The sequence below is a fragment of the Pseudomonas baetica genome, assembly GCF_051216495.1.
Classification (GTDB): domain Bacteria; phylum Pseudomonadota; class Gammaproteobacteria; order Pseudomonadales; family Pseudomonadaceae; genus Aquipseudomonas; species Aquipseudomonas baetica_B.
The window spans coordinates 41585-60719 of record NZ_JBPKAM010000010.1; the positions used below are offsets into that span (position 1 = coordinate 41585).

Annotated in this window: 16 protein-coding genes and 1 tRNA gene; 2 read left to right on the forward strand and 15 right to left on the reverse strand. The window is 57.8% G+C overall.

Features of this window, described 5'->3' with window-relative positions; all coding sequences use genetic code 11:
- Nucleotides 1-46: 46 nt before the first annotated feature.
- The 7 genes from ACSFE6_RS06310 to rlmE all read right to left on the reverse strand — a co-directional run bounded on the left by ACSFE6_RS06310 (nt 47) and on the right by rlmE (nt 6321).
- Nucleotides 47-132: transfer RNA gene (locus ACSFE6_RS06310), tRNA-Leu, on the reverse strand.
- A 22-nt stretch (nt 133-154) separates the two neighbouring features.
- Nucleotides 155-538, reverse strand: coding sequence for a preprotein translocase subunit SecG (secG, locus tag ACSFE6_RS06315; protein WP_017336473.1), 384 nt, complete (start codon nt 536-538; stop codon nt 155-157).
- 4 nt (nt 539-542) lie between these two features.
- Nucleotides 543-1298 (reverse strand): triose-phosphate isomerase, encoded by a 756-nt coding sequence (gene tpiA, locus ACSFE6_RS06320; protein ID WP_435426792.1) that lies wholly within the window; start codon nt 1296-1298, stop codon nt 543-545.
- Nucleotides 1299-1364: 66 nt separating this feature from the next.
- The gene (glmM, locus tag ACSFE6_RS06325) at nt 1365-2702 is read right to left on the reverse strand and encodes a phosphoglucosamine mutase (RefSeq protein ID WP_435426830.1); all 1338 of its coding nucleotides are present in this window, start codon (nt 2700-2702) and stop codon (nt 1365-1367) included.
- A gap of 16 nt (nt 2703-2718) precedes the next feature.
- The gene (gene folP, locus ACSFE6_RS06330) at nt 2719-3570 is read right to left on the reverse strand and encodes a dihydropteroate synthase (RefSeq protein ID WP_435426793.1); all 852 of its coding nucleotides are present in this window, start codon (nt 3568-3570) and stop codon (nt 2719-2721) included.
- A gap of 8 nt (nt 3571-3578) precedes the next feature.
- Nucleotides 3579-5489, reverse strand: coding sequence for an ATP-dependent zinc metalloprotease FtsH (gene ftsH / locus ACSFE6_RS06335; RefSeq protein WP_077046416.1), 1911 nt, complete (start codon nt 5487-5489; stop codon nt 3579-3581).
- Between the two features lie 202 nt (nt 5490-5691).
- Complete coding sequence (rlmE, locus tag ACSFE6_RS06340; RefSeq protein ID WP_435426794.1) at nt 5692-6321, reverse strand: 23S rRNA (uridine(2552)-2'-O)-methyltransferase RlmE; 630 nt, start codon at nt 6319-6321, stop codon at nt 5692-5694.
- A gap of 101 nt (nt 6322-6422) precedes the next feature.
- Between rlmE and ACSFE6_RS06345 the strand changes: the two genes are divergently transcribed.
- The gene (locus tag ACSFE6_RS06345) at nt 6423-6731 is read left to right on the forward strand and encodes a YhbY family RNA-binding protein (protein ID WP_435426795.1); all 309 of its coding nucleotides are present in this window, start codon (nt 6423-6425) and stop codon (nt 6729-6731) included.
- A gap of 9 nt (nt 6732-6740) precedes the next feature.
- On the opposite strand, the gene ACSFE6_RS06350 is transcribed toward ACSFE6_RS06345, so the two are convergent.
- The 8 genes from ACSFE6_RS06350 to grpE all read right to left on the reverse strand — a co-directional run bounded on the left by ACSFE6_RS06350 (nt 6741) and on the right by grpE (nt 17213).
- Nucleotides 6741-7145, reverse strand: a complete 405-nt coding sequence (locus ACSFE6_RS06350; protein ID WP_435426796.1) for an MFS transporter — start codon at nt 7143-7145, stop codon at nt 6741-6743.
- Between the two features lie 28 nt (nt 7146-7173).
- Nucleotides 7174-7650, reverse strand: a complete 477-nt coding sequence (gene greA / locus ACSFE6_RS06355) for a transcription elongation factor GreA (protein WP_433741287.1) — start codon at nt 7648-7650, stop codon at nt 7174-7176.
- A gap of 2 nt (nt 7651-7652) precedes the next feature.
- Nucleotides 7653-10874, reverse strand: a complete 3222-nt coding sequence (gene carB / locus ACSFE6_RS06360) for a carbamoyl-phosphate synthase large subunit (RefSeq protein ID WP_435426797.1) — start codon at nt 10872-10874, stop codon at nt 7653-7655.
- 118 nt (nt 10875-10992) lie between these two features.
- The gene (gene carA / locus ACSFE6_RS06365) at nt 10993-12129 is read right to left on the reverse strand and encodes a glutamine-hydrolyzing carbamoyl-phosphate synthase small subunit (RefSeq protein WP_435426798.1); all 1137 of its coding nucleotides are present in this window, start codon (nt 12127-12129) and stop codon (nt 10993-10995) included.
- Nucleotides 12130-12388: 259 nt separating this feature from the next.
- Nucleotides 12389-13195 (reverse strand): 4-hydroxy-tetrahydrodipicolinate reductase, encoded by an 807-nt coding sequence (dapB, locus tag ACSFE6_RS06370; RefSeq protein WP_435426799.1) that lies wholly within the window; start codon nt 13193-13195, stop codon nt 12389-12391.
- A gap of 9 nt (nt 13196-13204) precedes the next feature.
- Complete coding sequence (gene dnaJ, locus ACSFE6_RS06375; RefSeq protein WP_110966284.1) at nt 13205-14329, reverse strand: molecular chaperone DnaJ; 1125 nt, start codon at nt 14327-14329, stop codon at nt 13205-13207.
- A 298-nt stretch (nt 14330-14627) separates the two neighbouring features.
- A complete protein-coding gene (gene dnaK / locus ACSFE6_RS06380) occupies nt 14628-16544 on the reverse strand; it encodes a molecular chaperone DnaK (RefSeq protein ID WP_435426800.1) in 1917 nt (638 codons plus the stop codon).
- A 102-nt stretch (nt 16545-16646) separates the two neighbouring features.
- Nucleotides 16647-17213 (reverse strand): nucleotide exchange factor GrpE, encoded by a 567-nt coding sequence (gene grpE, locus ACSFE6_RS06385; RefSeq protein ID WP_435426801.1) that lies wholly within the window; start codon nt 17211-17213, stop codon nt 16647-16649.
- Between the two features lie 240 nt (nt 17214-17453).
- On the opposite strand from grpE, the gene recN reads away from it, so the two are divergent.
- Complete coding sequence (gene recN / locus ACSFE6_RS06390) at nt 17454-19127, forward strand: DNA repair protein RecN (RefSeq protein WP_435426802.1); 1674 nt, start codon at nt 17454-17456, stop codon at nt 19125-19127.
- The last annotated feature ends 8 nt before the right edge of the window (nt 19128-19135 follow it).

Consider the following 19135-nt stretch of genomic DNA (forward strand, 5'->3'; position numbering starts at 1 on the left):
CTTCCACCTGCAAGAAAGCCCGCAACAGCGGGCTCTCCTGACTAATTGGTACCGAGAAGGGGACTCGAACCCCTACACCCTATGGGCACAACCACCTCAAGGTTGCGTGTCTACCAATTCCACCACCTCGGCAAAACTACGTTTGAAACCCTTCTTACTTCTGCTCTTGAGCTGGAGGTACGTCAGTCGCTGGAGTAGCCGACTTTTGCTCTTGAAGCACCGGGACATCATCAGAAGCCGGTTGTTGCTTTGGAACTTCCAACACCGCTGGATTTGGGAGACCTACCTGAGTCAGCTGATGAGCCTTCTCTTTAGCAAAGTAACCTAACCCCAAGCTGGTTATGAAAAAACCTGCGGCGAGTATAGCAGTAAACTTACTAAGAAAGGTAGAGGAACCTTGGCTTCCGAACACAGTATTTGAAGCACCTGCTCCGAAAGACGCGCCAGCATCCGCACCTTTACCCTGCTGCAGCAATACCAGAGCCACTACGCCCAATGCACCCAGCAGATGAAAAACGACTACGACTGTTTCCAGCATTTTTTCAGTTTCCCGCGGCGCGACAAATCGCACCGAACTCATCTGCATTCAGGGAAGCCCCGCCAATGAGGCCCCCATCGATATCCGGCATGCCGAACAGTTCGACCGCATTGGCCGCCTTCACGCTGCCGCCGTATAGAAGCCGCACACCTTGCGCGACTTCAGAATTCTCTGCCGCCAACTGGGCTCGGATGGCTGCATGCACATCCTGCGCTTGTTGCGGCGAAGCCGTTAGCCCGGTACCAATGGCCCAGACCGGCTCGTACGCGATTACTGCCCTTGCAAAAGCACCGACACCCAGCTCCTCAATGATACTGCCTAGCTGACGCGAGACAACTTCAAGAGTTTTCCCGGCTTCACGCTGCTCAAGGGTCTCCCCTACACACAACACCGGAATCAAGCCACATGCCTGTGCCGCTGCGAACTTGCGATTCAGCATTCCGTCCTGCTCGCCCATTATGAGGCGGCGCTCGGAGTGCCCGACAAGCACCAGGGAACAACCTGCATCCACCAACTGACTTGGCGCAACCTCACCAGTCAGCGCACCTTGCATGGATTCCACCGCAGAGTTCTGCGCGCCGACCGAAATCGACTTTCCTTTCAAGCTATCAATCACTTGATTGATATGCAGGCAAGGCGGGAATACCGCAACATCAACACCGCTCGGCAAGGCCAATTGATTCAGGCCATTGATCAGCTCAGCGACGCTGGCGCGGGTACCGTGCATCTTCCAGTTACCAGCTACCATAGGGCGACGCATGCTGTACCTCGTCGGTCAAAGTGGGCGCAGATGTTACCCAACACAATCATGGCTGGCAAGCCGAATTCAGGCAGAAACTTCAGTAACCAGTTTTGCCAGCTCTTCGGCGTAGCCGCGAACCTGCGTTTCGTCCTCACCTTCGACCATGACGCGAACCAGCGGCTCTGTACCGGACTTGCGCAACAAGACACGCCCGCGCCCCGCCATAGCCTTGGTGACACGCTCACTGGCCTCTTTCACCGAAGCGTGCTCGAGAGGACTGGCACCCCCACCGAAGCGCACGTTGATCAAAACCTGCGGACACTTCCGCAGCGCCTGGCGCGCCTGAGCCAAGCCTTCGGAACGAGTTTTCAATGCCATTAGCACCTGCAATGCCGCAATGATCGCATCGCCCGTCGTCGTGTGATTGAAGCAAACGATATGACCTGAGTTCTCGCCACCCACCAGCCAGTCGCGCTCCAACAGGTCAGCAATCACATAACGGTCACCGACATTGGCACGCACAAAGGGAATGGCCAGATCCGCCAAGGCCAGTTCAAGCCCCAGGTTACTCATCAAAGTACCGACGACACCGCCTTGCAACTTGCCGCGCTCATGCAAATCGCGAGCAATGATATACAGGAGCTCATCACCATCGACGATGGCACCGGTATGATCAACCATCAGAACGCGGTCACCGTCGCCGTCGAAGGCAATACCCAGATCAGCATGCTCAGCCAGGACAGCTGCCTGCAATTGCCCCATATGGGTAGAACCGCAGTTGTCATTGATATTCAAACCATTGGGTTGCGCGGATAGAACCACAACATCCGCACCCAGCTCACGGAAAACGCTGGGGGCCACTTTGTAAGTCGCACCATGGGCGCAGTCGATGACGATTTTCAGACCCGAGAAGCTCGTGCCGGTTGGCACGCTGCTCTTGCAGAACTCGATGTAACGACCAGAGGCGTCATTGATACGCGAAACTTTGCCGATTTTGCTCGATTCAACCACGGTCATCGGGGTGTCCAGCAGCTCTTCGATCATCTGCTCGACTTCATCCGGAAGCTTGGTGCCCTTGCCGGAGAAAAACTTGATGCCATTGTCATCATGCGGATTATGAGAGGCACTGATCACAATACCGGCTTCGGCATGGAAGGTACGCGTCAGATAGGCAATGGCCGGTGTCGGCATCGGCCCCAGCAGCATGACATCGGCCCCCGCCGAAGTGAGTCCGGCTTCAAGCGCCGATTCGAACATGTACCCGGAAATCCGGGTATCCTTGCCAACTAGCACCTTGCAGGCGCCCATCTTGCGGAATGCCATACCTGCAGCCCAGCCGAGCTTGAGCATGAAGTCAGGAGTAATCGGGTATTCGCCGACTCGACCACGAATGCCGTCAGTACCAAAGTATTTCCTAGTCATAAGCGCTCCATCATTCTTATTCGGCTGATTCAACTGCGGCGATCATCCTCACCACATCGACTGTTTCGGCCACATCATGGACGCGCAATATACGCGCCCCCTTGTGTGATGCCAGCGCTGCCAGGGCGAGCCCACCATAAAGGCGCTCACCCACCGGGCGATTCAACGCGTGGCCTATCATGCTCTTGCGAGAAACCCCGACCAACAGGGGCCGCCCCAAGGCATGCAAGACCTCCATATGTTTGAACAAGCTTAGATTGTGCTGCAAGGTTTTTGCGAAACCGAATCCCGGATCGAGAATGATCCGCTCAGCCGGAATGCCCACCGACGCGCATTGAGCCATGCGCTCGACAAGAAACTCACCCACTTCTTTCGTGACATCCTGATACTGCGGATTGTCCTGCATGTCGCCCGGCTCACCCAGCATATGCATCAGACAAACCGGCAACCCCGTTGCCGCTGCCGCATCCAGCGCGCCATCGCGGCGCAACGAGCGCACATCATTGATCAAACCGGCCCCTAGTCTTGCGGTTTCACGCATGACGGCCGGCGTGGACGTATCGACCGAGATGATCACATCCAATTCGCGGTGAATTCGCTCGACGATCGGGGCGACCCGCTCAAGCTCTTCCAGTGGCGAAACCGCTCTGGCGCCTGGTCGTGTGGACTCGCCGCCGACATCGATCAGTGTCGCACCAGCCATCACCATGGCCTCGGCGTGGCGCAAGGCCGCATCGAGCTGGCTGTACTGGCCACCATCGGAGAAAGAATCGGGAGTGACATTGAGAATACCCATGACATGCGTCTGGGCCAAATCAAGAACCCGGTTGCCGCAAGGCAACCGGGTCGAGGACTGAACAGAAGTCATTTCAAGCCTTAAACGTCAGCAGCCGGACCGCCGATAGGTGTTTGCGGACGCTCATCCTGCACCGCTGGTGGTGTTCCGGAAGTACCGGTACCGCCCGACCAATCGCGAGGCTCGCGAGGCGTACGCCCAGCCATGATGTCATCGATTTGCTCGGCATCAATGGTTTCGTACTTCATCAGGGCATCAGCCATGGCGTCGAGCTTGTCACGGTTATCCGTGAGGATCTGCTTCGCCGTGCCATAGCACTGGTCAATGATGCTGCGCACTTCGGAATCGATCAGTTTTGCCGTCTCACCAGAGAAACTGGCGTTCTGGCCACCGCCGCCACGACCGAGGAATACTTCACCCTCTTCTTCGGCGTACATCAGCGGACCAAGTTTCTCCGAAAGCCCCCACTTGGTGACCATGTTCCGGGCAATCTGGCTGGCACGCATGATGTCGTTGGACGCACCGGTGGTGACACCGTCAAAGCCCAAAGTCATTTCTTCGGCGATACGGCCACCGTACAGCGAGCAGATCTGACTGATCAGCGCACGCTTGGACAGGCTATAGCGATCTTCTTCCGGCAGGAACATGGTCACACCCAGCGCTCGACCACGCGGAATAATCGACACTTTGTACACCGGATCATGTTCAGGCACGACACGACCAACGATCGCGTGCCCTGCTTCATGGTAAGCCGTGTTTTGCTTCTCTTTCTCGGACATGACCATGGATTTGCGCTCCGCGCCCATCATGATCTTGTCTTTGGCCAGCTCGAATTCTTTCATTTCGACAATTCGCTTGCCGGCACGGGCAGCGAACAGCGATGCCTCGTTCACCAGGTTGGCGAGGTCTGCACCGGAGAAGCCGGGTGTACCACGAGCAATCACAGCCGGAGCGACGTCGTCACCCATCGGCACTTTGCGCATGTGAACCTTGAGAATTTGCTCGCGACCGCGGATATCCGGCAGTCCGACCACTACCTGACGGTCGAAGCGGCCTGGACGCAGCAGCGCTGGGTCAAGTACGTCAGGGCGGTTGGTCGCGGCAATCACGATGATGCCGTCATTCATTTCGAAGCCGTCCATCTCAACCAGCAATTGGTTGAGCGTCTGCTCGCGCTCATCATGACCGCCACCCATGCCGGCGCCACGGTGGCGACCAACGGCGTCGATTTCATCGATGAAGATAATGCATGGGGCGTGCTTCTTGGCCTGCTCGAACATATCGCGAACACGGCTGGCACCTACACCGACGAACATTTCGACGAAGTCGGAACCGGAAATGGTGAAGAAAGGCACTTTGGCTTCGCCGGCGATCGCCTTGGCCAGCAGGGTTTTACCGGTACCCGGTGGTCCAACCATCAGCACGCCGCGCGGAATACGACCACCCAAACGCTGAAATTTGCCTGGATCACGCAGGAACTCGACCAACTCGCCGACTTCTTCCTTGGCTTCGTCGCAACCGGCAACGTCAGCCAGGGTCGTCTTGACCTGATCTTCGGAGAGCAGGCGCGCCTTGCTCTTGCCAAAGCTCATGGGGCCGCCCTTGCCGCCAGCACCACCCTGCATCTGCCGCATGAAGAACATGAACACGGCGATGATCACCAGAATCGGGAAGCTGGCGACCAGAAGTTGAGTCCAGATACTTTGCTGTTCTGGCTGCTTGCCTTCGACCACGACGTGGTTATCCACCAGGTCGCCGATCAGACCGTTGTCCTGGATCGCCGGACGAATGGTCTTGAAACTGTCGCCATCGTTGCGCTTGCCGGTGATCACGTAGCCATCAACCGCCACGCGCTCGACCTTGCCATCCTTGACCTGCTGGATGAAGTCGGAATAGTTGAGGGTCTGCGGCTCGTTAGGGCTGGAGAAGTTGTTCATCACCGTCACCAGGACAGCCGCGATGATCAACCACAGGATCAGATTCTTTGCCATATCGTTCAATTAACTACCCTCTGAAGCTAGCTCCGCTAGTGGCGCGCGCTTCGCATGATATTCACCGGCCTAACTTACTACATTACCTACAACTCTGGCAGGCGCCGTCTGTAACCCTTTGTGAAACACTTTCTACACAATATTCGCTTATGCACGCGGGGCGAAATACGAAAAACCTATCACCCCGCCCAAAAACCTCGTTTTACTCGCTACCGCCGCGGAAGCCCCAACCCAGCATGTATTGCTCGCGGGAACTGTCACGGGAAGAGTCCGGCTTGATCATCTGGACCTTGTCGAATTTCTGACGAGCGTCCTTCAGGTAAGTATCGAACCCTTCGCCCTGAAAAATCTTGATCAGGAAATTACCACCCGGCTTGAGTATCCGCTCCGCCAGATCAAGAGCCAGTTCGCACAGAAACATGGCTTTTGGCATATCCACGGCAGGCGTACCACTCATATTGGGGGCCATATCGGAAATCACAAGGTCCACCTGCGAATTACCCACGGCCTCAAGGATCCGAGCAAGTACTTCGTCCTGGGTGAAGTCCCCCTGAATGAAAGTCACATCGGGAATACTGTCCATTTCCAGGATATCCGAGGCGATCAGACGCCCCTGACCACCAATCAGCCGGCTAGTGACCTGCGACCAGCCGCCAGGCGCCGCACCGAGGTCAACGACACTCATTCCCGGACGGATCAGCTTGTATTTCTCCTGGACCTCCAGAAGCTTGTAGCTCGCGCGCGAGCGGTAGCCATCCTTCTGCGCCTGCTTCACATAGGGATCGTTGACATGTCTTTTCAGCCAACCAAGGCTTGTCTTGGAACGCGCCATTGGGCACCTCGATGATTAGGGTCGTGATTTATTGGGCGGATCCACGAGCCCTCGGGTAAAATGGCCGCCATTTTACAGAATCCAGACGAAAGGGTCAGATTATGCCGCTCAATAACGAGCAGAAGAAACAGTACAAATCCATTGGCCACCACCTGAAACCAGTTTTGATTGTGGCCGACAATGGTCTGACTGAAGGTGTATTAGCCGAACTTGAACGCGCTTTGGCGGATCATGAGCTGATCAAGATCAAGCTCAACATCCTGGATCGCGAATCGCGCCTCGCATCCATTGCAGAATTGTGCAAGGCAGGCAAAGCGGACCTGGTTCAGGTCATTGGCAAGATGGCACTGATTTATCGCAAGAACTTCAGCGTCAACAAGCAGCTGTCGAACGTCCATCGCTTCAAGTGATGGAAAGGGTCAAGGGTGCGCCTCGCGCGCCCTGCCACTCCATCCCGGCACCGGCTGCAACACCAGCACCAACCCGGAAAAGCCCAGGACAAGATAGCTGAACACCTGCCACCGCATCGCATCCGGCCAACCGATACGCACCGCGAAGTACATCGCACTCGCATACAGCGCCATCAGCAACAGTTGCCCGCGAACATCCCGCCATAGACTGGCAAGGCCTTCGGCCTGAAGCAGTACCAAAGCCTGAAATATCACACACGCTGCGGCAAAACCCACCATCAGCGCATTCGACATGCCTGCAATTTCGTCGATCAGCAGCGGTGCCAGGCCAATTCGACCCAGCACCGGCGGCAGACCGATGTGCAACAACCACAAGCCGCCGACCCACAACATCTGGGCCAGCTGCCAAAGCATGGCGCCCGCACGTAGCGGGCGCCTGCCTTTAGATGTGGCGAACTTCGACAATCTCGTACTCGATAACGCCACCTGGCGTTTTGACCGCAACCACATCGCCTTCTTCCTTGGCAATCAATGCACGGGCAATAGGCGAGCCAACGGAGATCTTGCCGAGCTTGATGTCCGCTTCGTCCTCACCCACGATCTGGTAAGTCACACTTTCATCGGTTTCGACGTTGGCGATCTCGACGGTCGTGCCGAAAATCACCTTGCCGGTGTGAGGAATGGTCGTGACGTCGATAATCACCGCATTCTGCATACGGCCTTCGATGTCACGGATCCGTGCCTCGACCATACCCTGCTGCTCGCGAGCTGCATGGTATTCGGCGTTTTCCTTCAAGTCACCCAACTCACGGGCCGTACCGATGTCCTGGCTGAGCTTCGGACGGACGACCTTGGTCAGATGAGCATGCTCTTCCTCCAGGGCGCGAGCGCCCTGAACTGTCATGGGGTACTTCGTTATGCTCATGCCTTCAATCCTGCGTGTAGATCTTGCAAGCGGCGTACGGTCTTCTCGGGACCGAACTTCAGCGCTTCACAGATCGCTTCGCCAGCAGCAATGGTCGTGGTGCAGTAGATCTTGTGCTGCAGGGCATTGCGACGAATGGAATAGGAGTCAGCGATCGACTGGCGACCTTCGGTGGTGTTGATGATCAAAGTGACTTCATCGTTCTTGATCATGTCGACCACGTGCGGACGACCCTCGGTCACCTTGTTCACGCGGCGCACTTTCAGGCCTGCGGCCTCGATCAGCTTGGCAGTACCGACAGTGGCAACCACTTCAAAGCCCAAGTTGATCAGATCACGGGCCACGCCCGCAACCAGTGGCTTGTCGTCATCACGGACACTGATAAACGCAGTACCGCCGGTCGGCAGCACTTCGCTGGCGCCCATCTGGGCCTTGGCGAACGCTTCACCGAAAGTGTCGCCCACGCCCATCACTTCACCGGTGGACTTCATTTCCGGGCCGAGGATCGGGTCAACGCCAGGGAACTTGGCGAACGGGAATACCGCCTCTTTCACGCTGTAGAAGTTCGGAATGATTTCCTTGGTGAAGCCCAGTTCTTTCAGGGTCTTACCGGCCATCACGCGCGCGGCGATCATAGCCAGGGAAACACCGATGCATTTGGACACGAACGGTACGGTACGGGAAGCACGCGGGTTGACTTCGATGACGTAGATGTCTTCGCCTTGCAGCGCCAACTGTACGTTCATCAGGCCGACCACGCCCAGCTCCAGAGCCATTTTCTTGACCTGTTCGCGCATCTCGTCCTGGATGTGCGCCGGCAGCGAGTACGGTGGCAGCGAGCATGCGGAGTCACCGGAGTGAACACCAGCCTGCTCGATGTGCTGCATGATCGCGCCGATCACGACGTCTTTGCCGTCGCTGACTGCGTCCACGTCCATTTCGATGGCGCAGTTGAGGAAGTGATCCAGCAGCACCGGACTGTCGTTGGACACTTGCACCGCTTCGCGCAGGTAACGCTTGAGTTCTTCTTCCTTGTAGACGATTTCCATCGCTCGACCGCCCAGCACGTAGGACGGACGCACCACCAGCGGATAGCCGATCTTCGCCGCAGCACGCACAGCTTCGTCTTCGCTGCGCACGGTGGCGTTTGGCGGCTGACGCAGGTTCAGGCGCTGGACCATCTGCTGGAAACGCTCACGGTCTTCGGCACGGTCAATGGCATCAGGGCTGGTGCCGATGATCGGCACGCCAGCGGCTTCCAGGGCGCGAGCTAGCTTCAGCGGCGTCTGACCGCCGTACTGGACGATCACGCCTTTTGGCTTCTCGACGCGAACGATTTCCAGCACGTCTTCCAGGGTCACCGGCTCGAAGTACAGGCGATCGGAAGTGTCGTAGTCAGTAGAAACGGTTTCCGGGTTGCAGTTGACCATGATGGTCTCGTACCCGTCATCACGCAGGGCCAGTGCCGCGTGCACACAGCAGTAGTCGAACTCGATACCCTGACCGATACGGTTCGGACCGCCGCCCAGAATCATGATTTTGTCGCGACCCGATGGCGCGGCTTCGCATTCTTCTTCGTACGTCGAGTACAGGTACGCGGTGTCGGTAGCGAACTCGGCTGCGCAAGTATCGACGCGCTTGTAGACCGGGAACACTTCAAGCTTTTGGCGATGAGCACGCAGGCTCTTCTCGGTCACACCCAGCAACTTGGCCAGACGCTGATCGGAGAAACCTTTGCGCTTGAGGCGGAACATCAGATCGCGGTCGATGCTGGTCAGACCCAGGGTCTTGACCTTCTCTTCGTCCTTGATCAGATCTTCCATCTGCACCAGGAACCAACGATCGATCATGGTCATGCTGAAGATGTCATCAACGCTCATGCCGGCGCGCATTGCATCCGCCACGTACCAGATACGCTCGGCACCCGGCACGGTCAGCTCGCGCTTGAGTACGCCCATGCTTTCTGGGTTGCTCAGATCAACCTTCTCATCCAGGCCACAAACACCGACTTCCAGGCCGCGCAGGGCTTTCTGCAGGGACTCCTGGAAGGTACGGCCGATGGCCATGACTTCGCCGACCGACTTCATCTGAGTAGTCAGGCGCGCGTCAGCCTTGGCGAATTTCTCGAAGGCGAAACGTGGCAGCTTGGTGACGACGTAGTCGATCGACGGCTCGAAGGACGCCGGGGTACGACCGCCGGTGATATCGTTTTGCAGTTCGTCCAAGGTGTAACCGACAGCCAGTTTGGCGGCGATTTTCGCAATCGGGAAACCGGTGGCTTTCGAAGCCAGCGCCGAGGAACGGGATACGCGCGGGTTCATCTCGATAACGACCATGCGGCCGGTGTCCGGGCAAATACCGAACTGGACGTTGGAACCGCCGGTTTCCACGCCGATCTCGCGCAATACCGCCAGGGAGGCGTTACGCAGGATCTGGTATTCCTTGTCGGTCAGGGTTTGTGCCGGAGCCACGGTGATCGAGTCACCGGTGTGCACGCCCATCGGGTCAAAGTTTTCGATGGAGCAGACGATGATGCAGTTGTCCTTCTTATCGCGGACAACCTCCATCTCGTACTCTTTCCAGCCGATCAACGATTCGTCGATCAGCAGCTCTTTGGTCGGCGACAGGTCCAGACCGCGGGCGCAGATTTCTTCGAACTCTTCACGGTTATAAGCGATACCGCCACCGGTGCCGCCCATGGTGAACGACGGACGGATGATGCACGGGAAGCCCAGCTTCTCGAGAACCGCGTTGGCCTCTTCCATGCTGTGGGCGATACCGGAGCGCGGGCACTCCAGACCGATGGCTTTCATGGCCTTGTCGAAACGGGAACGGTCTTCAGCCTTGTCGATGGTATCGGCGTTGGCACCGATCATTTCCACACCGAACTTCTCCAGAACGCCTTCGCGCTCCAGATCCAGCGCGCAGTTCAGAGCAGTCTGGCCACCCATGGTCGGCAGCAGCGCATCAGGACGTTCTTTCTCGATGATCTTGGCAACGGTCTGCCACTTGATCGGCTCGATGTAGGTGGCGTCGGCCATGGCCGGGTCGGTCATGATGGTGGCCGGGTTGGAGTTCACCAGGATGACGCGGTAACCCTCCTCGCGCAGGGCTTTACAGGCCTGGGCGCCGGAGTAGTCGAATTCGCAGGCCTGGCCGATCACGATCGGGCCAGCGCCGAGAATCAGGATGCTTTTAATGTCTGTACGTTTTGGCATGGGTTTGTCACTCAAATCCGCAGGTCAGTCGGCAAGCCGTCTTGTTCAATCTCTGAAGACCTGAGGGGGCCACCGGTGTCGGGACCACCCTCAAGCTTTGCTACATCAGGGCGAGCGATCAGCGTCGCTTGGCCATCTCATTGATGAAGCGATCGAACAATGGCGCTACGTCGTTCGGGCCAGGGCTGGCTTCAGGGTGACCCTGGAAGCTGAAGGCACTCTTGTCGGTACGCTCGATCCCTTGCAGGGTGCCGTCAAACAGCGATTTGTGAATCGCGCGAACGTTGGTTGGCAAGGTTTCTTCGTCAACCGCAAAACCGTGGTTCTGACTGGTGATCATCACAACACCGGTGTCCAGATCCTGAACCGGGTGGTTGGCACCGTGGTGGCCGTGACCCATTTTCAGGGTCTTGGCGCCGGAGGCCAGAGCCAACAGCTGGTGACCGAGGCAGATACCGAACACCGGGATCTCGGTTTCCAGCACATCCTTGATCGCCTGGATCGCGTAGTCGCAAGGCTCCGGATCGCCAGGGCCGTTGGACAGGAATACACCGTCCGGCTTCATGGCCAGCACATCAGCGGCCGGGGTTTGCGCAGGCACCACGGTCACACGGCAACCGCGCTCAACCAGCATGCGCAGGATGTTCACCTTGACGCCGTAGTCGTAGGCCACAACGTGGTATGGCAGCTCGGAGGCTTCAATGGTCGCGTGGCTGTCGGTTTTCAGATCCCAGACCGTCGAACGCCATTCGTAGGTGTCCTTGGTACTGACGACTTTCGCCAGATCCATGCCTTTGAGACCAGGGAAACCCTGGGCAGCGGCGATGGCGGCTTCTTCGGAAATGTTGTCACCGGCCATGATGCAGCCGTTCTGCGCGCCTTTTTCACGCAGGATGCGCGTCAGGCGGCGGGTGTCGATACCGGCGATAGCCACAACGTTGTTGGCTTTCAGGTAGTCGGACAAGGACATCGTGTTACGCCAGTTGCTCGCCACCAGCGGCAGGTCACGGATAACCAGGCCAGCGGACCAGACGCGGTTCGACTCGGCGTCTTCCGGCGTGGTGCCGGTGTTGCCGATGTGCGGGTAAGTCAGGGTAACGATCTGTTGGGCGTAGGAAGGATCGGTAAGGATTTCCTGATAGCCGGTCATTGCGGTGTTGAACACCACCTCACCAACGGTCTGACCGTCGGCTCCAATGGCTTCGCCGCGAAAAATGCTGCCATCAGCAAGGGCGAGTATGGCTGGCTTAGTCAAGAAGACCTCCCGTAAATAAAGCCTGAAAGGGCGATCGCAGGTTGTAAAAAAGCGGAGTGACGTATGGACACGTCACCCCGCTTCTTCACTGAATTATTCTGCGCGCTTTTAGTGGACACACTAAAGCTGTAGCTTACAGAAAAAGGCAATTTTGGTCTACCGCCAATGAGCCCGAAAGGCCGGAGAATGCGACAGGTCGTCGCTTGGCGTAATAAAATCGGGCTCGAACTGCAGGTTCGAACCCGATTTCGGGCACATCTTAACGCAGGTCGAGCACATCCTGCATGTCGTACAACCCTGGCTCGCGCCCTTCCAGCCACAACGCAGCACGTACCGCACCCTTGGCAAAAGTCATGCGACTGGACGCTTTATGGGTGATTTCCAGACGCTCGCCTTCGCAGGCAAACAGCACCGTGTGATCGCCAACCACATCACCACCGCGCACCGTGGCAAAGCCGATGGTTTCACGCTCGCGCGCACCGGTATGACCTTCACGACCATAAACCGCGACCTTCTGCAGATCACGATCCAGTGCACCCGCGATCACTTCACCCATGCGCAGGGCCGTACCGGACGGCGCATCGATTTTGTGACGGTGATGCGCTTCGATGATTTCGATGTCCGCCTCATCACCCAGCACGCGAGCGGCCATATCGAGCAGCTTCAGCGACAGGTTCACACCAACACTGAAGTTGGCAGCGAACACGATGGGAATATCCTTGCCCGCGTCAGCCAACAACTGCTTCTGCGCAGTGTCCAGCCCGGTGGTACCGATCACCATGGCCTTGCCCTCCTTACGGCAGAAGGCCAGGTTCTTCAGCATGACCTCCGGCAGCGTAAAGTCGATCAATACGTCAAACTCTTCCGCCACGGACTCCAAATTTCCTGTCAGCGGCACACCGATGCGCCCCAGCGAAGCGAGCTCACCCGCATCCACACCGATCAGCGTACTGCCAGGGCGCACAACGGCCGCCGTCAGACCGGTCAGAGGCGCGCGCTGCTGCACCGCCTCAACCAGGATTTTACCCATACGCCCGGCAGCGCCCATCACAGCTATACGTCGCATGCAAACTCCTTACAAATCGCCGAAGAAGCGCTTGACGCCTTCGAACCAGCCCGTGGTTTTCGGCGAATGGCTGTTGTCGTCCGCCAGGGAGCTGCGGAACTCCTCGAGCATTTCACGCTGACGACGACTCAGGTTGACCGGAGTCTCAACCGCCACACGACACATCAGGTCGCCTGCACCACCGCCGCGCACAGGCGCAACACCCTTGCCACGAACGCGGAACTGCTTGCCGGTCTGAGTCCCTTCTGGGATCTTCAGCTTGACGCGACCATCGAGGGTCGGAATCTCCAACTCACCACCCAGCGCCGCGTCGACGAAACTGATCGGCACTTCGCAGAACAGATGCTTGCCATCACGCTGGAAGATCGAGTGCTCGCGCACATTGATTACCACGTACAGATCACCGGTCGGCCCGCCCTGGGCGCCGGCTTCACCTTCGCCCGACAGACGAATGCGGTCACCGGTATCGACACCGGCCGGCACTTTCACCGACAGGGTCTTGTACTCTTCGACACGACCTTCGCCATGGCAGGAGTCGCACGGATCGGAAATGATCTTGCCCTGGCCATGGCAGCGCGGGCAGGTCTGCTGCACCGAGAAGAAGCCCTGCTGCATGCGCACCTGGCCAATACCGCCACAAGTCGGACAGGTGACCGGCGAAGAGCCTTTCTTGGCACCCGAGCCGTCGCACGGCTTGCAGTTGACCAGCGTCGGAACGCGGATATTCACGGTCGTGCCGCGCACCGCTTCTTCCAGGTCCAGCTCCAGGGTGTAACGCAAATCGCTGCCGCGCTGGGCACCACCACGGGAACCACCGCGACCGCCACCGAAGAAGTCACTGAAGACATCGCCAAAGATGTCGGAGAAATTCTGGCCACCGAAACCGGCACCACCGCCACCCATGCTTGGATCGACACCGGCATGGCCGTACTGGTCGTACGCCGCACGCTTGCTGGAATCGGACAGCACTTCGTAGGCCTCGTTGGCCTCCTTGAATTTCTCTTCCGACGCCTTGTCATCGGGATTACGGTCCGGGTGGTGTTTCATCGCCAGGCGACGGTAGGCCTTTTTCAGGTCCGCCTCGCTTGAGCCTCGCTCAACACCCAATACTTCGTAATAGTCACGCTTTGCCATAAGTCTTTTGCACTCTTGAGGACGTTCGGCAAACCTCTCCTGAGCCCTGCCAAACTCGTTGAGCCCCAATACAGGCCCGGACCCAACTCACGTCAATTCAACGATCCTGGTCTTTGTTTCAATGCGGTACCTGCGACTCGAAAAGCAGGAGCATTTCCGGCCATACCGCCAACACCCGAACCTTGTCGCATGCTGTAAAAATTCGCGTATTCCAGACACGCCAACGCGGGAGCAAGCTCCCGCGCGGCGACATCCTACCAGTCACCGCCGCAAGGCAGTCAACCGGCCGACCAACAACTTACTTGTGGTCTTTGACTTCTTCGAACTCGGCATCGACCACGTCATCAGCCTTTTCAGCCGACTCGTCCTTCTGTGCCGCGCCTTCAGCTGGCTGAGCCTGCTCGGCGTACATCTTCTGAGCTACAGGCGCGGAGACCTTGGACAGCTCTTCAACCTTGGCTTCGATCGCAGCCTTGTCGTCGCCTTTAACAGCGGCTTCCAGGGCAACCACGGCAGCTTCAATTGCAGTCTTCTCTTCAGCGCTCACCTTGTCGCCAGCATCAGCGACCATTTTGCGCGTCGAGTGAACCAGTGCATCACCCTGGTTACGGGCAGCGGCCAGCTCTTCGAACTTGCGGTCTTCCTCGGCGTTGGCCTCGGCATCACGCACCATGCGCTCGATTTCTTCATCGGACAGACCGGAGTTGGCCTTGATCACGATCGACTGAGTCTTACCGGTAGCCTTGTCTTTGGCACCTACGTGCAGGATGCCGTTGGCGTCGATGTCGAAGGTCACTTCGATTTGTGGCACGCCACGTGGTGCTGGTGGAATCTCGGCCAGGTCGAACTTGCCCAGGGACTTGTTCTGAGCCGCTTGCTTACGCTCACCTTGCAGCACGTGAATGGTCACGGCGCCCTGGTTGTCGTCGGCAGTCGAGAACACTTGCGATTTCTTGGTAGGAATCGTGGTGTTTTTCTCGATCAGCGCGGTCATCACGCCACCCATGGTTTCGATACCCAGGGTCAGCGGACTGACGTCCAGCAGCAGAACGTCTTTCACGTCGCCAGCCAGAACGGCGCCTTGAATTGCAGCACCTACGGCAACGGCTTCGTCCGGATTCACGTCCTTGCGAGGCTCTTTACCGAAGAACTCGGTCACCAACTTCTGAACCAGAGGCATACGGGTCTGACCGCCCACCAGGATCACATCGTTGATCTTGGCAGCATCAATACCGGCATCTTTCATGGCGATACGGCAAGGCTCGATAGTGCGCTGAACCAGGTCTTCTACCAGGGCTTCCAGCTTGGCGCGGGAAATCTTCACGTTCAGGTGCTTAGGACCGGTGGCGTCTGCAGTGATGTACGGCAGGTTCACGTCAGTCGACTGAGCAGAAGACAGCTCGATCTTGGCTTTTTCAGCGGCTTCTTTCAGACGCTGCATCGCCAGCGGGTCACCCTTGAGGTTCATACCGCTTTCTTTCTTGAATTCGTCGACGAGGTAGTCGATCAGACGAATGTCAAAGTCTTCACCACCCAGGAAGGTGTCACCATTGGTGGCCAACACTTCGAACTGGTGCTCACCGTCAACTTCAGCGATTTCGATCACGGAAACGTCGAAGGTACCGCCACCCAGGTCGTAAACGATCACGGTGTGGTCGCCCTTGGCCTTGTCCATACCGTAAGCCAGAGCGGCTGCGGTTGGTTCGTTGATGATACGTTTTACGTCCAGGCCCGCGATGCGGCCGGCATCTTTGGTCGCTTGACGCTGGCTGTCGTTGAAGTAGGCCGGAACGGTGATCACCGCTTCGGTCACAGCCTCGCCGAGGTAGTCTTCGGCGGTCTTCTTCATTTTCTTCAGGATTTCAGCCGAAATTTGTGGCGGCGCCATTTTCTGGCCGTTCACTTCAACCCAGGCGTCGTTGTTGTCAGCCTTGACGATCTTGTAAGGGACCATCTGAATGTCTTTCTGAACCACTTCTTCTTCGAAGCGACGACCGATCAGACGCTTCACCGCGTACAGGGTGTTGTGCGGGTTGGTCACTGCCTGACGCTTGGCCGACTGGCCGACCAGGATTTCACCATCGTTGGCGTAAGCGATGATCGACGGCGTGGTACGCGCGCCTTCGGCGTTTTCAATCACTTTGGCTGTGCCGTTTTCCAGCACGGAGACGCAGGAGTTGGTAGTCCCCAGGTCGATACCGATAATTTTGCCCATGTTCACTCTCCCGAAACTTTGGATTTGGTTGCCGCAGCGGTTGTGGCCATCTGCGGTAGCACTTAAACGCTTGACTTCTAAATGGGGGCCTTGCGGCTAATTTCAAGCCTTTTCATCAATCGAAGGCGAAACTGGCGCAGGTGCCTTGCTGACGACAACCATCGCCGGACGCAGCAGGCGACCGTTGAGCTCGTAGCCCTTCTGGAAAACCTTGAGCACGCTGTTCGGCTCGACGTCAGCGCTTTCCTGCATGGCCATTGCCTGATGCTTGACGGCATTGAACGGTTCGCCATGGGGATCGATCGCTTCCAACTGATAGCGCTTCAGGGTATCCCCGAACATTTTCAAGGTCAGTTCGATACCTTCGCGCATTGGGCGGATGCTTTCGTCATCCGGGTTGGACAACTCCAGGCCACGCTCCAGGCTGTCGATGATCGGCAACAGGTCGCCAGCGAATTTCTCCAGCGCGAATTTGTGAGCCTTTTCTACATCCTGCTCGGCGCGGCGGCGGACGTTCTGCAGATCGGCGGCAACACGCAAAGCCTGATCCTGCGCACCTGCCAGCTGCTCTTCGAGCACTTGTACACGAGCCACCAGGTCTTCACCCGAAGCCTCGGGCGCCTGGTTGGCGTCTGGGTTTTGCGTATCCACTGTCTGTTCGTCAGCCATAGAATTCTCCTTTCAATAACGTCCGCGAGCCTGACTCGCGCTTCTGCCCAGCTATATGGGGCCGCAAAATCCGGCTTCAAGGGGCGCCAACGCATTAACCCTACAAAAACACCTGCATTATCATTCCAGGGCGCACTAAGGATTTCGTCGGACCAAGCGAATCGACCTAACAAGGGGCATTGTCAGCCAGAAACAAAACACTGTATAAATAACCAGACCTAATGCCTGGGAGCGGCCTTTATGCTGGTGCACCTGTCCGTACACAACTACGCCATCGTTGAACATCTCGACCTCGAACTCGATCGCGGAATGAGTGTGATCACAGGGGAAACCGGAGCAGGCAAGTCGATCATGCTCGACGCCCTGGGCCTGACCCTCGGCGATCGCGCCGATAGCGGCGTGGTCCGACCCGGCGCGGACAAGGCCGACATCCTGGCGACTTTCGATCTGGCCGATATTCCGGAAGCCGGGGCATGGCTGGCGGAGCGCGACCTCGAAAACGACGGCCCGTGCATCCTGCGCCGAGTGATTACTGCAGAAGGGCGCTCGCGCGGCTATATCAATGGAACGCCCTGCCCTCTGGGTGACCTCAAGGCGCTGGGCGAATTGCTGATCGACATTCACAGCCAGCACGAACACCAATCCCTGCTAAAGACCGACACCCACCGCCGTCTGCTCGACGAGTACGCCGGCGCGACGGACCTTGCCCGCCAGGTACAACTTGCCGCCCAACGCTGGCGCCAGACTCGCCAGGAACTGGAGCGACTCTCCAACTCCGGCGACGAGCAGCGTGCCCGCCACCAACTGCTCAGCTATCAACTCGAAGAGCTGGAGAATCTGGGCCTTGGCGACAACGAACTGGAGCAGCTGGAGCAAGAACACAAGAACCTGACCAATGCTGAAGCTCTTCTGGGCATCTGCCGGCAAGTGGTCGAACAATGCAGCGAAAGTGACTCCGGCAACGTATTGAACGCCCTGACCGCCAGCCTTAACCGACTGTCGAGCGTGAACAGTTCGATTGGCGCACTGGGTGAGGCCAGCAGCCTGCTCACCAGTGCACAGATCCAGGTCGAAGAAGCCGTGGGCGAGTTGAACCGCTTCCTCGACAACTTCGATGCCGACCCGTCTCGCCTTCAGTACCTGGAAGAGCGCCTTGACTCGATTTACACCCTGGCACGCAAGCACCGCATCCAGCCGACTGAAGTCGCTGAAATGCAACAAAAGTTACTGGATGAAATCGAAACCCTGAATGCCAACGACGAATCCATCGAGCGACTGAGCGACGAACTTTCGTCCTATGCCCGCCACTATCAGGAAAAAGCCCGGGAACTGAGTGACTTGCGCCATCAGGCATCAAGCAGCCTGGCCAGCGCCGTGGAACAGGAAATCCAGCGCCTGGGCATGCCTGGCGGCCGCTTCACTATTGAGCTTCGCCCCAACAGCAGCAACGAATTGCTGCCTAACGGGCTCGAGCAAGTCGAGCTCCTGGTCAGCGCCAACCCGGGTCAGCCTTTGAAAGCCCTGGCGAAGGTGGCCTCCGGCGGTGAACTTTCACGGATCAGCCTGGCCATCCAGGTGATCACCGCACAAACCTCTCGCGTACCCACCCTGGTATTCGACGAAGTGGACGTGGGTATCGGCGGACCGACAGCCGAGATCGTCGGCCAATTGTTGCGCCGGCTCGGAGAGCGAGGACAGGTTTTGACGGTGACCCACTTGCCGCAAGTAGCAGCGCAAGGTCATCAGCATTTGTTCGTGCACAAAGTACGAGGCGAAGAGGCGACACGCACTGCCGTCTCGAAATTGAGCAAGAGCGATCGCGTCGAAGAGGTGGCTCGAATGCTGGGTGGCATTGATCTCACCAAGGAATCCCTGGCTCACGCCAAGAAAATGGTGATCGCGGCTAAAGCCTAAGACAGATG

Bases quoted from the DNA above. Each gene is read 5' to 3' on its own strand.
- secG (WP_017336473.1), bottom strand. From the start codon at position 538: ATGCTGGAAACAGTCGTAGTCGTTTTTCATCTGCTGGGTGCATTGGGC.
- tpiA (WP_435426792.1), bottom strand. From the start codon at position 1,298: ATGCGTCGCCCTATGGTAGCTGGTAACTGGAAGATGCACGGTACCCGC.
- glmM (WP_435426830.1), bottom strand. From the start codon at position 2,702: ATGACTAGGAAATACTTTGGTACTGACGGCATTCGTGGTCGAGTCGGC.
- folP (WP_435426793.1), bottom strand. From the start codon at position 3,570: ATGACTTCTGTTCAGTCCTCGACCCGGTTGCCTTGCGGCAACCGGGTT.
- ftsH (WP_077046416.1), bottom strand. From the start codon at position 5,489: ATGGCAAAGAATCTGATCCTGTGGTTGATCATCGCGGCTGTCCTGGTG.
- rlmE (WP_435426794.1), bottom strand. From the start codon at position 6,321: ATGGCGCGTTCCAAGACAAGCCTTGGTTGGCTGAAAAGACATGTCAAC.
- ACSFE6_RS06345 (WP_435426795.1), top strand. From the start codon at position 6,423: ATGCCGCTCAATAACGAGCAGAAGAAACAGTACAAATCCATTGGCCAC.
- ACSFE6_RS06350 (WP_435426796.1), bottom strand. From the start codon at position 7,145: ATGCTTTGGCAGCTGGCCCAGATGTTGTGGGTCGGCGGCTTGTGGTTG.
- carB (WP_435426797.1), bottom strand. From the start codon at position 10,874: ATGCCAAAACGTACAGACATTAAAAGCATCCTGATTCTCGGCGCTGGC.
- dapB (WP_435426799.1), bottom strand. From the start codon at position 13,195: ATGCGACGTATAGCTGTGATGGGCGCTGCCGGGCGTATGGGTAAAATC.
- dnaJ (WP_110966284.1), bottom strand. From the start codon at position 14,329: ATGGCAAAGCGTGACTATTACGAAGTATTGGGTGTTGAGCGAGGCTCA.
- dnaK (WP_435426800.1), bottom strand. From the start codon at position 16,544: ATGGGCAAAATTATCGGTATCGACCTGGGGACTACCAACTCCTGCGTC.
- grpE (WP_435426801.1), bottom strand. From the start codon at position 17,213: ATGGCTGACGAACAGACAGTGGATACGCAAAACCCAGACGCCAACCAG.
- recN (WP_435426802.1), top strand. From the start codon at position 17,454: ATGCTGGTGCACCTGTCCGTACACAACTACGCCATCGTTGAACATCTC.